We start from the raw sequence: 14422 nt of genomic DNA on the forward strand, positions 1-14422 counted from the left end.
ACCCCCGAGGAGGGCGTTACCCGTGTTCTTGTTGCTGTCCACGTCGGACACCGATCTGCTCAGCGCCCGTGCGAGCGGAGCCGACTTCGCCTGGGGCAACCCTTCCCGGCTGCTCGCCGCGGACATTCCGGCGATGGCCGAGTCGGCCGAGTTGATCATCGTGCGCATCCTGGGGTCGAGGCGATCGTGGGAGTCGGGCATCGACGCGGTTCTGGCCACCGGACTGCCGGTCGTCGTGCTCGGCGGTGAACAGGCACCCGACGCCGATCTGATGGAGATCTCGACGGTGCCTGCCAACGTCGCGGCGCAGGCACACAACTATCTGGCCGAGGGCGGATCGGACAATCTTCGTCAGCTGTACAACTTTCTCTCCGACACGGTGCTGCTGACCGGGCACGGTTTCGATGCACCACGGCACCTGCCGACGTGGGGCCACCTCGAACGAGTCTCAGCTCCGCAGTCCGCGGGGCCGACGGTCGCGATCCTGTACTACCGCGCCCAGCATCTGGCCGGAAACACCACGTACATCGATGCTCTCGCCACGGCTGTGGAGAACGCCGGGGCCACCGCGCTTCCGATCTACTGCGCCTCCCTGCGCACCGCGGAAGCCGATCTGCTCGAGACCCTGAAGTCGGCGGACGCCCTGATCGTGACCGTGCTCGCGGCCGGTGGCACCAAACCTGCCGGCGCGTCTGCCGGCGGCGACGACGAAGCCTGGGACGTCGCCGAGCTCGCCGCGCTCGATGTGCCGATTCTGCAAGGACTGTGCCTGACGAGTTCTCGCGCGACGTGGGCCGAGAACGACGACGGACTCTCCCCTCTGGACGTCGCCACGCAGGTCGCTGTTCCGGAGTTCGACGGCCGCCTCATCACGGTCCCGTTCTCGTTCAAGGAGATCGACGACGACGGCTTGACCACGTACGTCCCGGACCACGAGCGGGCCGCTCGAGTAGCAGGCATTGCAGTACGGCACGCGCGGCTGCGGCACATTCCGGCCGCCGATCGCCGTATCGCCCTGATGTTCTCGGCCTATCCCACCAAGCATGCGCGGATCGGTAACGCCGTCGGCCTCGACACTCCGGCCAGCGCGATCGCGTTGATGTCCGAAATGCGCACCGCCGGCTACGACCTCGGTCCACTCGACGGCCCGGATTCGGTGCCCGGTCTGGCTGCCCGCGACGGTGACGCCCTCATCCATGCGCTGATCGCCCGCGGCGGCCAGGATCCCAACTGGCTCACCGATGCCCAGCTCGAGGGCAATCCCATTCGTATCTCGGCCGCGCAGTACGGCCGGTGGTTCGAGAAGCTTCCCGCGGATCTGCGCGACGGCGTCGTCGAGCACTGGGGCCCGGCACCGGGTGATCTCTACGTTGATCGGTCTGCCGATCCGGACGGTGAGATCGTCATCGCAGCAATGCAATTCGGCAACGTGGTGATCATGGTGCAACCGCCGCGCGGATTCGGCGAGAAGCCGGTTGCGATCTATCACGACCCGGACCTGCCGCCGAGCCATCACTATCTGGCGGCCTACCGGTGGATCTCGGCCACGCAGGCCGACGGCGGCTTCGGTGCGGACGCCATGGTGCACCTGGGCAAGCACGGCAACCTGGAATGGCTGCCGGGCAAGACACTCGGTATGTCCGCTTCCTGCGGAACCGACGCGGCTCTGGGAGATCTGCCGTTGATCTACCCGTTCCTGGTCAACGATCCGGGGGAGGGCACGCAGGCCAAGCGTCGAGCGCACGCCACCCTCGTCGATCACCTGATTCCGCCGATGGCGCGCGCGGAGAGCTACGGCGACATCTCCCGCCTCGAGCAACTGCTCGACGAGCACGCGAACATCTCGGCCCTCGACCCGGCCAAGCTGCCCGCCATCCGCCAGCAGATCTGGACCCTGATGACAGCGGCGCAGATGCACAAGGACCTCGGACTCGAGGAGCGCCCCGACGAAGAAGTGTTCGACGACATGCTGCTGAACGTCGACGGGTGGCTGTGCGAGATCAAGGACGTACAGATCCGCGACGGACTGCACATCCTGGGCCAGGAACCCGTCGGAGACGCCGAGGTCGAACTGGTGCTCGCGATGCTCCGAGCTCGGCAGATGTGGGGTGGAGAGCAGACGGTTCCCGGTCTGCGAGAAGCACTGGGGCTCAGCGAGGACGGCGACGAGGACCGTACCCGCGTCGACAGCATCGAGGCCGTGGCCCACGGGTTGGTCGCGGCGATGCAGGCAGCGCAGTGGGATCCCGCAGCTGCTGTACGGGTCGCGGGTGAGCACGGCGGCGTGGTCACCCAGATTCTCGAGTTCGCCGCAGCCGAGGTCGTTCCGCGTCTGCGCGGGACCTCACGCGAGATCGCCCAGGTACTGCACGCTCTCGACGGCGGGTTCATCGCGGCCGGGCCGAGCGGTTCCCCGCTGCGCGGGCTGATCAACGTTCTCCCCACCGGCCGCAATTTCTACTCCGTCGACCCGAAGGCCGTGCCCTCGAAGTTGGCATGGGAGACCGGGCAGGCGATGGCGGAATCACTTCTCGCTCGCTACCGCCAGGATCACGGCGAGTGGCCGAAATCCGTCGGACTGTCGGTGTGGGGAACCTCGGCCATGCGCACCTCCGGCGACGACATCGCAGAAGTGTTCGCCTTGCTGGGGGTCTCGCCGGTGTGGGACGAGGCATCGCGCAGGGTGACGCGGCTCGAGGTGATCGACCTCGTCGAGCTCGGCCGTCCCCGCATCGACGTGACGGTCCGGATCAGCGGCTTCTTCCGGGACGCGTTTCCCCACGTTCTCGCGTTGCTCGACGATGCGGTCCGGATGGTCGCCGCGTTGGACGAGCCGGCCGAGCAGAACTACGTGCGAGCCCATGCGCAGGCCGATCTGGCCGAGCACGGCGACGAACGACGTTCCACGACGCGCATTTTCGGATCGAAGCCGGGCACCTACGGTGCCGGGTTGCTCCAGCTGATCGACAGCAAGACCTGGCGCAGCGACGACGACCTGGCGCAGGTCTACACCACCTGGGGTGGCTTCGCGTACGGCCGCGGTCTCGACGGCGTTCCGGCCTCGGACGACATGCGCACCGCCTACAAGCGCATTGCCGTCGCCGCCAAGAACACCGACACGCGTGAGCACGACATCGCCGATTCCGACGACTACTTCCAGTACCACGGCGGCATGGTCGCGACCGTGCGCGCGTTGACCGGAAAGTCGCCCGAGGCGTACATCGGTGACAGCACACGGCCGGAATCGGTTCGTACGCGGACACTGTCGGAGGAAACCGCACGAGTCTTCCGCGCCCGGGTGGTGAACCCCAAGTGGCTCGACGCCATGCGCAGGCACGGCTACAAGGGCGCGTTCGAGATGGCGGCGACCGTGGACTACCTGTTCGGCTACGACGCGACGACCGACGTGGTTCAGGACTGGATGTACGAGAAGCTGGCCGAGACGTACGTGCTCGACGAGCAGAACAAGAAGTTCATGCAACAGTCCAATCCGTGGGCCCTGCACGGTATCGCGGAGCGACTGCTCGAGGCCGCGGAGCGAAAGATGTGGGCCGAGCCGAACAAGCAGGTTCTCGACGGCTTGCGCCAGGTGTATCTGGAAACCGAGGGCGAGCTCGAAGGGGAGTAGCGACGTACTCTGAGCGGTATGGCTGCCACCTTCGAAGACATTGCCAAGGGCAAGTACGTACTGCTGACGACGTTCAAGAAGGACGGCACCGGGGTACCGACCCCGCTGTGGGGTGCCCTCGACGGTGATCGGCTGCTGGTCTGGACGGTATCCGATTCGTGGAAGGTCAAACGGATTCGCCGCAACTCCGCAGTCACCCTGGCACCGTGCGACATGCGCGGCAATCCTCAGGGCGAGGCGATCGACGCCACCGCCGAGATCCTCGATGCCGACGGAACCGAGAAGGCCCGGGCAGCGATCGCTTCGAAGTACGGAATTCTCGGGTGGCTCACCGTCAAGGGCAGTGTGCTGCGCCGGGGCAAGAGCGGCTCCGTCGGACTGGCGATCACCGCCGCCAGGTAGCGAAAGTCGGCACCATCGCTCGTATGCGCAGTTCCGAATGCTTCGTGAGGCAGCTTCCCCTGCTGCCGGAATGGAGCACCACGTGCCTATCGCAGTGACCGATTACAACCATGTTCGCCTCACCGTCAGTGACATCGACCGGTCCCGGTCGTTCTACGACTCGGTGTTCGGCTTCGACGTCGCCTACGCCTGGGATCCCGACGCGGACGAAGAGACCAAGAAGGCCCTGTGGTTTCTCTTCGGCGGCGTCATCTACAAATTCGGCGGCGGGCTGCTCGGGCTGCGCCCGGTCGCACCGAAAGACGACACCTTCGGCGAGGACCGGTGCGGACTGGATCATCTCAGCTTCACCGTCGACACCCGAGCCGCACTCGAGGATGCCGTGAAGACCCTCGACGAGTTGGGCATTGCGCACGAAGGCATCAAGGACGCGGGCCCCGGCATGTCCATCGTGGAGTTCCGAGACCCCGACAACATCGCCCTCGAACTGACCGGTCCCGACAAGTAGGCCGGGCAGGAGTGGAGCCTGCAGGAACGACCAGAATCCGGCCCTACTGTGCTGCGCTGACCGACGACATGTGAAAGTCGGGAACGCGTAGCGGTGGCATCGCCGTGCGAGTGAACCAGTCCTTCCACTCGCGCGGCAGTGTCGCCTCGGTTGCGCCCGCCTCGGTGACGCGTCGCAGCAGATCCAGCGGGCTCTCGTTGAAGCGAAAGTTGTTCACCGCACCGGTGATTCGACCGTTCTCGATGGCATAGACGCCGTCTCTGGTCAGTCCGGTCAGCAGCAGCGAGGTCGGATCGACCTCACGGATGTACCAGAGCGTCGTCAGGAGCAACCCGCGTTCGGTGTCGGCAACCATCTTGTCCAGACCGATGTCCGTTCCGCCTGTCAGAACTAGGTTCTCGCCCGGGACCGCGACGGGAGCTCCGAACTTCTGCGCCGCTGCACGTGGGTAGGCCAGGGCGGCGACCGATCCGTCGCGGATCCAGTCGACGCGCTCGATGTCCATGCCGTTGTCGAACACCGACACCGAATCACTCGACGACCCGGCCACCACGAACGGCGCGTACTCGAGTCCGGATGCGTGTGGATCGGAGTACAGGGTGAGCGGCAGGTCGGTGAGTTTCTCGCCGACTCGCGTCCCACCTGCCCGCGAGAGTGCGGTGCGACCCTCCTGCGCTCCGCGGCCTTCCATGGTCCACATCAGGTAGATCATCAGGTCGGCCACCGCCGACGGGGGAAGCACGGTCTCGTAGCGACCGGCGGGCAGTTCGACGGTGTTTCGGGCCCAGCCGAGCCGGGTGGACAGCTCCGCCAACATCGTCTCGGCCGACACGTTCTCGAAGTCGGTGGTTCCGGTGCCCACCCAGGCGCTCGCCCCGGATCGCTTTCCGTTGATCTCGACCGATCCGGTGGGCTGTGTGAAAGTACGACGCACCCCGGTCGAGGTTCCGAGCCAGACGTTGTCGACGGTGTGCTGCGCGAATCCGTACAACGCGTCCTCACCATCGAATCCGACGTTCAATTCCGTTGCCAGCGAGCCGAACACGTCGATCGACGTATGTTGTGCTCGGCGGTCCCAGTCGTGCGGGTCCGAGACCGACTCGCGAGGTAGCAAGGGCATCGCGTCCTCGGCGGGCTCTGCCGATCGTGCCGCCGCCTCGCTCGCCCGAACCACTGCCTCGATGTCCTCCGGATCGACACTCGTCGACGACACAGTGCCGACTCGAACGACGTCGGCCTCTCGCACGATCGAGATCACTTCCCAGCGCCTGGAGGTGGCAATTCCGTTGGTGGTCATGGAGTTTCCGGCCCACCGCAGTGTTGCATCGCTGGAGTCGGTGACGATCACGATGGTGTCGTCGACACTCGCGTAGGCGAGTGCACGCTCGATCACGAGCTGCGGCGCGATCATCGACCTGCCTCCGATCGGGTGTTGAGGACGTTGACGCCGCGAAACAACGCGACGGGGCACCCGTGGCTGACGGCGGCCACCTGCCCGGGTTGGGCCTTGCCGCAGTTGAATGCGCCGCCGAGTCGCCACGTGGACGGTCCGCCGAGCAGTTCCATCGAGCCCCAGAATTCGGTGGTCGTCGCCTGGTACGCCACGTCACGCACCTGGCCGTCGAGCACGCCGTCGCGGATACGGTAGAAGCGTTGGCCGGTGAACTGAAAGTTGTAGCGTTGCATGTCGATCGACCAGGATTTGTCTCCGACGACGTAGATGCCGTCTTCCACCTCGCCGATGACGTCGGCGGTGGATCGATCGACATCGGGGTCGGGCTGCAGCGATACGTTCGCCATCCGCTGGATCGGAACATGATGCGGAGAATCGGCGTACGAACATCCGTTGGACCGCTCCAGACCGAGTTTGGGGGCGAACACTCGATCGAGTTGGTAGCCGACCAGTGTGCCGTTGCGGACCAGGTCCCATCTCTGCGACGCCACTCCGTCGTCGTCCCAACCGATGCTGGCCAGGCCGTTGATCTCGGTCCGGTCGGCGGTGACGTGCATGATGGGCGATCCGTAGCGCAGCGTCCCCAACTGGTCCGGGGTCGCGAACGACGTGCCGGCGTAGGCGGCCTCGTAGCCGATGGCGCGATCGTATTCCGTTGCGTGCCCGATCGACTCGTGAATGGTGAGCCACAAATTGGTCGGATCGATCACCAGATCCGTCGAGCCTGCCACGACAGAGGGCGCCTTCACCTTCTCGGCCAACCAGTCCGGGATCCGGGCCAGCTCGTCGGCCCAGTCCCACGTGCTGTGCTCACCCAGGTATTCCCAGCCTCGTCCGACGGGTGGAGCGAGGGTGCGCATGGTCTCGAACGCACCGGCAGATCGATCCACCGTGGTGGCCTCGAATTGTGGATGCAGTCGCACCCGCTGCTGAGTGATGCTGCTGCCGGCCAGATCCGCGTAGAACGACTGCTCCTTGACCTGCAGAACCGAGGCGGTCACGTGATCGACGCCGTCCGACGCCGCCAGCCGGGAGGAGTACTCCGCCAGCAGTGCCACCTTCTCGGTGGTGGGTACCTCGAACGGATCGATGTCGTACTCCGACACCCACGTCGCGTTCGAGTACACCGGCTCGGCGGCGAGTTCGACGCGTTCGCGATTGAGTGCCCGTAGTACGGTGGCCACCTCGACAGCACTACGGGCCGTAGCTGCGGCTGCGTCGGTACCGAGTTCGGCGTGCGATGCGAAACCCCAGGTGCCGTCGACCACGACCCGCACGGCGAGGCCGATCTCCCCGGCGTCGATTGCCGATTGAACCGAGCCGTCGCGCAGCGAGATCGACTGAGTCGTCAAGCGCTGCACGCGAACATCGGCATGCGTTGCCCCGGCGGATCGAGCCGTGCTCAGGGCGGCGTCCGCGAGGGCCTGCAGGGGCAGAGCCAGGAAGTCGGCGTCGACCGACCGATCCGATTGTCTCGTCACGTCTGAAGACGCTAGCCGAATTGTTGCCAGCCGAGTCGAACGACCATCCCCACGACCACGACCAGCAGGACGATTCTCACGAATCCGGCACCGCGGGCGACCGCCGTTCTTGACCCGAGGACGGCACCGAACACGTTGCACACCGCCATGACTGCTCCGAGTTGCCAGTAGACGCTGCCGGTGACGGCGAAGAAGGCGAGGGCACCGACATTGGACCCGACGTTGATCACCTTGGCCATCGCGGCGCTGCGCACGAACTCGGTGCCTAGCATCGTGGCGAAGACGATGATGAGGAACGTTCCGGTGCCGGGCCCGAGAATGCCGTCGTAGAAGCCGATTCCGGCAGCTGCACAACCGATGACGATCAGAACCTTGCGATGGGTCGGCGGCGACGGCGCCGCGGTCAGGCCGATGGTCGGACGGCAGGTGACCAGTACTGCCACACCCACGAGAACCACCATGATGATCGGGACGAACAGCTCGCGATCGATCAACGACACCGCAGCAGCGCCGGCCGCCGAGGTCACGGCGGCGAGGACGCCGGCCGGAACGAGCACCGCCCAATTCAGCGAAACCTTCCGTGCGAAGGTCACGACGGCGGCGACGGTACCGAACACTGCAGTCGCCTTGTTCGTCGCCAGCGCTGCCTGCTGCGTCAGCTGAGGTGCCACGAGAAGAATCGCCGGCAACAGGATGAGGCCACCTCCGCCCACCACTGCGTCGACCCAACCGGCGGCCGTGGCCGCGACCATCAGCAATCCCCAGTCGGCGGCAGTCATACGGCAAACTCAATCACATGCGTCGATTCAGTCTGTGGCTCCGTGGGCAGCCGTTCGTGGCCGATGCCCTGCTGGCCGTCGGGCTGTTCGTCGTCGACATTCTGGTGTTCGTCAGCTCGGTCGACGGTCTGAACGGGCCGTTGTTCCTGGTCTTCTCGGTCGTGCTGACGATTCCCGTCGCGTGGCGGCGGCGTCTGCCCCGGACGATCGCAGCACTGACTCTCGTCACCACGCTCAGCTCCGACATAGCGGGCAGCCTGGTGGGCGATGCGTACAACGGTCACCCGGCAGCGCTCGCCCTGCCGATCATGCTCTACACGCTGGTCGCCTACGTCGGTCGACTGCAGGGCGGCGTCTATGCCGCCGCACTCGCCGTGTACACCGCCGCGAACCTGCTTCTGTTCGCCCAACCGGTGTTCACGACGCTGCTGTTCAGCGCGCTGATGTACGCCCTGTCGTGGGTTGCGGCGGAATTTCTCGGTGCCCGCCGGGCGTACGACGAAGCGACTCAGGCCCGACTCGTCGTGGCCGAGTACGACAGGGACCGACGCGCCGAAGAGGCCGTGCTCACCGAGCGCACTCGCATTGCACGCGAACTGCACGACGTCATCGCCCACAGCGTCAGTGTCATGGTGGTGCAGGCCGACGGTGCCTCGTACGCCATCAGGCGCAATCCCGATCGTGCAGAGCAGGCCGTGGCCAACATCTCCGCAACGGGCCGTTCGGCACTGGCCGAGCTGCGTCGAACGGTCGCGTTGCTGCGGACCTCGCCCGACTCGGACGACATGCCCCAGTACGGCACCGCCGGTCTGGCCCGTGTCGTGGAGATGATGGGTCGCGCCGGATTGAACGTCGAGCTCGAACAGACCGGAAACCTGGACGACATCAGTCCGGCGATCAGCCTGGGAGTGCACCGGTTGGTGCAGGAATCACTGACCAACGTCCTCCGCCACGCCGGTCACGCGCCACGCGCTGTCGTCAAGGTGGTTCGCGGAGAAGATGCGGTCACCGTCGAGATCTCCGACAACGGCTCCGGCGCACCACCGTCCGAGGACGGTGGTGGACACGGACTTCTCGGAATGCGCGAGCGAGTAGCGGTGCTTCGAGGCACCCTGCACGCCGGGCGGACGCCGCACGGCAATTGGCTCGTGCGGGCAACGCTGCCGATCGAGTGAGGGCTAGGTTGGGTCGGTGCCGATCACCGTTGTCGTCGTGGACGACCAGGAACTCATGCGCATGGGATTGAACATGGTGCTCGAGGCGCAGGACGACATCGAGGTGGTGGGGGAGGCCTCGGACGGGGCGGGTGCCGTCGAGGCCGTCGCCAGACTGGCACCGGCGGTAGTGCTGATGGACGTCCGCATGCCCGGCATCGACGGCGTCGCCGCCACCCGCAGCATCACCGAATCGGGTTCGGACGCCAAGGTTCTGGTGATGACGACCTTCGATCTCGACGAACACGTCCTCGGGGCACTCCGGGCAGGGGCCAGTGGATTCCTGCTCAAGGACACTCCACCAGAGGACCTGGTCTCCGCGATTCGCAGCGTCGCCGCAGGCGATGCCGTCGTCTCGCCGAAGGTCACCAAGCGTTTGCTGTCGAGGTTCGTCGAGCAGTCCGTATCGACCACCGATGCCGCCGTTCTCGATGCTCTCACCGGACGCGAGCGCGAGGTGCTGGTGCACTTGGCTACCGGCTTGTCCAACGCCGAGATTGCGGCCGCCCTGCATCTGTCCGAGGCGACGATCAAGACTCACATCGGCCGAATCCTGACGAAGTTGGACGTCCGCGATCGAGTCCAGGCCGTCGTCGTGGCGTACGAAACCGGCCTCGTCCGGCCGGGTTCCTGAGAATCTGCCGACAAACACGGCAAGTCGGGAGCTATTTCGATGCCCCGCGCGTTGTACCGGTGAAGCGAAGAAAGGACCGTCATGCTCGCTCTGTTCGTACTCTATGTCGTGGTCGAGGTCGCAGCGCTGGTCGCCGTAGGAAGCGCGCTCGGCGTGCTCTGGACCGTCGTGCTGCTGATCGGTGGATCGCTGGTCGGGTCACTCCTCGTGCGATCGCAGGGCAGACGTGTGTTGGACGGTCTGCAGCGGGCATCGCGAGGCGAGCGATCGGCCGGCGGTGCCGTGGCCGACGGCGCTCTCTTCGCCGCAGGGTCGGTCGCGATGTTCGTGCCCGGCCTGGTGACCACGGTGATCGGGTTGCTGCTGTTGATCCCGCCGACCAGGTGGCTACTGCGCCCAGCGGTGATGTGGGCCGCCGCGCGCTGGTTGCCACAGGTCGCTACCGCCACCCGGCGCATGCGCCCCACCGTCATCGACGGTGAGATCCTCGACGACAGCACGCGAGCACCGAATGCATCCGGTTCTGCGCCGATACTCGAGGGACAGGTGATCGAGGCCGACCGCTTCGATCCCGCAGCCGGGGATTTCCGGAAGCCACACCGGTAGGGGCAGACTGGTCGTTCGTGACCACCGAATTGTTCTGCGGCGGACGGATCTACAGTCCGATGGCCTCCGACGCCACCGCCATGGCCGTGACCGATGGAATCGTCAGCTGGATCGGTGAGGACCGCACCGGGCGAGCGCTGCATCCAGGAGTCCGCATCACCGACTTGGCGGGCTCCTTCCTGGCACCGGCGTTCGTCGACACTCACGTGCACGTCACCGATCTGGGTCTGTCGCTGATCGGACTCGATCTGTCCGGCTGCACTTCGCTCGAACACTGCCTGCGGGTGCTCGCCGAACACGCATCATCGTCCTCGGACGCACTGATCTGGGGACACGGCTGGGACGAAACCGGGTGGCCCGAACATCGTGCACCGTCCACAGCCGACCTCGATGCGGCAGCTCCTGGTCGTCCGGTGTACCTCACTCGCATCGATTCGCATTCGGCCGCCGTCTCGACGCCGTTGCGCGTCGCCGCGACCGGTATCGAATCCGTCACCGGCTTCTCGGAGCAGTCCCCGCTCACCGCTGCCGCGCATCACCTCGCGCGGCAGACAGCGCGGTCGATGATCACGCCCGACACCCGAAATCGGGCACGAACGGCTGCGCTCGACAGTGCTGCGGCGCAGGGAATCGTCGCAGTCCACGAATGTGCCGGTCCGATCGTGTCGGGTATCGACGACTTCCGCGAACTGATGGCCACCGAACACGGGGTGGAGGTTCGCGGATACTGGGGCGAGCTGGTCGAGACGGCCGAGCAGGCGCGGCAGCTGCTCGGCGACACCGGTGCCCACGGACTGGCCGGCGACATCTTCGTCGACGGCTCGCTGGGGTCGCGGACCGCGTGGCTGTCGTCGCCCTACGCCGACGGCGCCGGATCGGGTGTCCCGTACGAGGACGTCGATGCGATCGCCGCACACATCTCGGCGTGCACGACCGCCGGGATACAGGCGGGTTTCCACGTCATCGGCGACGCGGCTGTGTCGGCTGCCGTCACAGCGTTCGAGCGGGTGGTGGCCGAGCTCGGAACTCCTGCCGTCGCCGCGTGCGGGCATCGGCTCGAACATCTGGCGATGGTCGCACCCGAGCAGGCCGACAAATTGGCCTCGTGGGGCGTCATAGCCAGCATGCAGCCGATGTTCGATGCCCTGTGGGGCGGTTCGGACGGGCTGTACTCGGCGCGACTCGGCGCAGATCGTGCGTCGGCGCTCCATCCGTTCGCGCGCCTGGCATCGGCGGGGGTGGCGCTCGCATTCGGTTCGGATGCGCCGGTCACCCGACTCGATCCGTGGGCGACGATCAGAGCCGCGGTCAACCACCGCACGCCGGGCAGTGCCATCTCGCCTCGGGCCGCTTTCTCTGCCGGTACCCGCGGAGCGTGGCGTGCGGGCGGAGTCCGAGACGGATTGGCGGGAACGTTGGTGCCGGGAGCGCCCGCGTCCTTCGCGGTGTGGGAGGTCGACGAACTCGTCGTCCGAGCGCCCAAGGACAGCGTGCAACGCTGGTCGACGGACCCCCGTGCGGGGGTATCTCCGTTGCCGGGTCTCGACCCGTCGTCCACGAGCCCACAGTGCTCGATGACCGTCCATCGTGGGCAGGTCATCCATGAGAACTGAGTCCACCTCGGGTGTCGGGGCCGGGGCCTCGTCGGCGGGGCGACTACGACGAGCCTCGATGTCCACTGCACTCTCCGTTGCCGGTGGTGCCCTGATATTCGCGAGCTTTCCTCCGCGAACCCTGTGGTTTCTGGCACCGCTCGGAATCGCGCTGCTGGCCCTCGTCCTGACCGGCTTCGGCGGCCGACGTCCGTTGTCGCTGAAAGCGGGATTCGGCTACGGCTGTGCCGCCGGACTCGGATTCTTCGTTCCACTGCTCCCGTGGATCGGTGTCTACGTGGGACCGATGCCCTGGCTGGCGCTCGCCGCCGCCGAGTCCGTCTTCGTCGGCTTGTTCGGAGTGCTCGGTGTGGTCGCAGCACGGAGTGCCTGGTGGCCCGTGTCGATGGCATTGGCCTGGAGCCTGACCGAGTGGCTTCGGTCCAGTGTTCCCTTCGGCGGTTTCCCGTGGGGCCGGTTGGCGTTCGGACAACCCGAGGGCTGGCTGCTTCCCTTGGCGAGCATCGGGGGTGCACCGTTGCTCAGTTTCGGTGTGGCACTGACCGGAACCGGAACGGCCGCGCTGCTGGTCGCGGGCAGTCGGCGCGACGGAGTGCGCTCGTTCCTCGGACCGGTCGCCGCCACGACGGTCGCGTCCATAGCGGCCGTGGCGCTGCTACCCACGCTGCACAGCAACGACGCACCGGAAGGCGACGAACGGACCGTGACGATCGCAGCCGTCCAAGGAAGCGTTCCGCGTCTGGGTCTGGACTTCAACGCACAGCGGCGAGCGGTGCTGGACAATCACGTCCGTGAAACGATGAGTTTGGCCGCCGACGTCGAGGCAGGCAGGCAACCTGCCCCGGATCTCGTCGTGTGGCCCGAGAATGCGTCCGACATAGATCCATTGAGAAATGCCGATGCCGCAACTCTCATCACACAGGCGTCCGTGGCTGTGGGGGCTCCGATTCTCGTCGGGACCGTACTCGTCAATGCCGATGGCACGAACACGAATTCGGTGATTGCGTGGAACGGTACGGACGGGCCCGGTGAGCGGCACGACAAGAAGATAATTCAACCGTTCGGCGAATACTTGCCATTCCGAAGTTTTTTTCGATTGTTCTCGGAATATGCCGACCGAGCGGGTTATTTCGTTCCCGGTAACGGAAACGGAGTCGTCCGCACCGGGGGAATAGCAGCCGGAATAGCGACCTGCTACGAAGTCGCATTCGACCGTGCCCTCGAGGAATCGGTCCGATCGGGCGCGGAGTTCATCGCAATTCCAACCAACAACGCGACCTTCGGCGACACCGAAATGACCTACCAACAACTCGCGATGTCCAGGGTGCGCGCCGTCGAGCACGGAAGAACTGTCGTGGTGGCCGCCACGAGTGGTGTGAGCGCGATCGTGGCACCGGACGGAGAGGTTCTGCAGGATTCGCCACTCTTCACTCCCGACGTGCTGGTTTCCAGTGTTGTACTGCGACAATCCCTCACCGTCGCGACACGAATCGGCTTCGGATCGGAACTGGTGTTGTGTCTGGCAGCAGTCGCAGCCCTCGGCGCGACGCTCGTGGTCGGGCGCCGCCGCTCCGCCTCCTGAAACAATCGTCGAGTCGGTAAACGGCGGGTCGATCAGAACAACAGGTCCGATACGGGTCGGACAATGCTGTGCGACGCGGCGTGGGCAGTCATTCGTTCGACCGAATAGCGCCTGTTCGGGTAGCACTCGGGGTCACTTCTGTAACAGGCTGGAGTCGGCGATCGATGGTTCTTATGATTACCGCACAAAAGAATCCTGCCGATGTTGTATCTTTGTAAGCCGCTGGGATGCTCGACGCGGAATTTCGGGTCGGCTTTCGGCGGTTGGCCGACGGTCTCGCGTGTGCATGTGAGTGCAGCACGAACGCCGACGTGGTCGAACGTGTCGTACGCCTGGTGGGGAGGGGAGTTCATGTCGGACAGGACGTCGAATTCGAGAGTCACCACACACTCGGTTCGCGAACTCGAGGTTGGTTCTCCTCGGTAGAACCGAACCATTTCCCTGTTTCAATCCAGTGGGCCGTGCGCGACGAATCGATACGACGGCATATCACCACCGAACGTGTGTGAATCGACACGAACG

Annotated in this window: 11 protein-coding genes; 8 read left to right on the top strand and 3 right to left on the bottom strand. The window is 65.7% G+C overall.

Going from position 1 to position 14422, the window contains the following annotated elements; all coding sequences use genetic code 11:
* The first annotated feature begins 22 nt into the window (after positions 1-22).
* From cobN to AB0362_RS03210, 3 genes are all read left to right on the top strand, one after another.
* Positions 23-3628 (top strand): cobaltochelatase subunit CobN, encoded by a 3606-nt coding sequence (cobN, locus tag AB0362_RS03200; RefSeq protein ID WP_366234796.1) that lies wholly within the window; start codon positions 23-25, stop codon positions 3626-3628.
* An 18-nt stretch (positions 3629-3646) separates the two neighbouring features.
* The gene (locus AB0362_RS03205; protein ID WP_149405768.1) at positions 3647-4030 is read left to right on the top strand and encodes a PPOX class F420-dependent oxidoreductase; all 384 of its coding nucleotides are present in this window, start codon (positions 3647-3649) and stop codon (positions 4028-4030) included.
* 70 nt (positions 4031-4100) lie between these two features.
* A complete protein-coding gene (locus tag AB0362_RS03210; protein ID WP_223145638.1) occupies positions 4101-4538 on the top strand; it encodes a VOC family protein in 438 nt (145 codons plus the stop codon).
* A 43-nt stretch (positions 4539-4581) separates the two neighbouring features.
* Here the strand turns inward: AB0362_RS03210 and AB0362_RS03215 are convergent, their stop codons facing one another.
* Genes AB0362_RS03215 through AB0362_RS03225 form a run of 3 tightly spaced genes read right to left on the bottom strand, consistent with a single transcriptional unit; the run spans position 4582 to position 8251 of the window.
* Positions 4582-5949: a metallopeptidase TldD-related protein gene (locus tag AB0362_RS03215; RefSeq protein ID WP_317810350.1), complete on the bottom strand. Its 1368-nt coding sequence runs from the start codon at positions 5947-5949 to the stop codon at positions 4582-4584.
* Positions 5946-7472 (bottom strand): TldD/PmbA family protein, encoded by a 1527-nt coding sequence (locus AB0362_RS03220; RefSeq protein ID WP_317810348.1) that lies wholly within the window; start codon positions 7470-7472, stop codon positions 5946-5948. The genes AB0362_RS03215 and AB0362_RS03220 overlap by 4 nt, the downstream gene beginning before the upstream one ends.
* An 11-nt stretch (positions 7473-7483) precedes the next feature.
* The gene (locus tag AB0362_RS03225) at positions 7484-8251 is read right to left on the bottom strand and encodes a TSUP family transporter (protein WP_317784728.1); all 768 of its coding nucleotides are present in this window, start codon (positions 8249-8251) and stop codon (positions 7484-7486) included.
* Between the two features lie 17 nt (positions 8252-8268).
* Here AB0362_RS03225 and AB0362_RS03230 point away from each other — a divergent pair, with 17 nt between their 5' ends.
* The 5 genes from AB0362_RS03230 to lnt all read left to right on the top strand — a co-directional run bounded on the left by AB0362_RS03230 (position 8269) and on the right by lnt (position 13900).
* Positions 8269-9426: a sensor histidine kinase gene (locus AB0362_RS03230; RefSeq protein ID WP_149405763.1), complete on the top strand. Its 1158-nt coding sequence runs from the start codon at positions 8269-8271 to the stop codon at positions 9424-9426.
* A gap of 16 nt (positions 9427-9442) precedes the next feature.
* A complete protein-coding gene (locus AB0362_RS03235; protein ID WP_094641786.1) occupies positions 9443-10099 on the top strand; it encodes a response regulator transcription factor in 657 nt (218 codons plus the stop codon).
* An 81-nt stretch (positions 10100-10180) separates the two neighbouring features.
* The gene (locus AB0362_RS03240; RefSeq protein WP_094641784.1) at positions 10181-10705 is read left to right on the top strand and encodes an FxsA family protein; all 525 of its coding nucleotides are present in this window, start codon (positions 10181-10183) and stop codon (positions 10703-10705) included.
* Positions 10706-10722: 17 nt separating this feature from the next.
* Positions 10723-12318, top strand: coding sequence for an amidohydrolase (locus tag AB0362_RS03245; RefSeq protein ID WP_317810346.1), 1596 nt, complete (start codon positions 10723-10725; stop codon positions 12316-12318).
* Positions 12319-12376: 58 nt separating this feature from the next.
* Positions 12377-13900 (top strand): apolipoprotein N-acyltransferase, encoded by a 1524-nt coding sequence (lnt, locus tag AB0362_RS03250; protein ID WP_317810344.1) that lies wholly within the window; start codon positions 12377-12379, stop codon positions 13898-13900.
* Positions 13901-14422 lie beyond the last annotated feature (522 nt).

This window comes from Rhodococcus sp. NPDC079359 (assembly GCF_040702585.1).
Lineage (GTDB): Bacteria > Actinomycetota > Actinomycetes > Mycobacteriales > Mycobacteriaceae > Rhodococcoides.

Coding starts and splice junctions, on each gene's coding strand:
- AB0362_RS03205 (WP_149405768.1), top strand. CDS start 3,647: ATGGCTGCCACCTTCGAAGACATTGCCAAGGGCAAGTACGTACTGCTG.
- AB0362_RS03210 (WP_223145638.1), top strand. CDS start 4,101: ATGGAGCACCACGTGCCTATCGCAGTGACCGATTACAACCATGTTCGC.
- AB0362_RS03215 (WP_317810350.1), bottom strand. CDS start 5,949: ATGATCGCGCCGCAGCTCGTGATCGAGCGTGCACTCGCCTACGCGAGT.
- AB0362_RS03225 (WP_317784728.1), bottom strand. CDS start 8,251: ATGACTGCCGCCGACTGGGGATTGCTGATGGTCGCGGCCACGGCCGCC.
- AB0362_RS03230 (WP_149405763.1), top strand. CDS start 8,269: ATGCGTCGATTCAGTCTGTGGCTCCGTGGGCAGCCGTTCGTGGCCGAT.
- AB0362_RS03240 (WP_094641784.1), top strand. CDS start 10,181: ATGCTCGCTCTGTTCGTACTCTATGTCGTGGTCGAGGTCGCAGCGCTG.
- lnt (WP_317810344.1), top strand. CDS start 12,377: ATGTCCACTGCACTCTCCGTTGCCGGTGGTGCCCTGATATTCGCGAGC.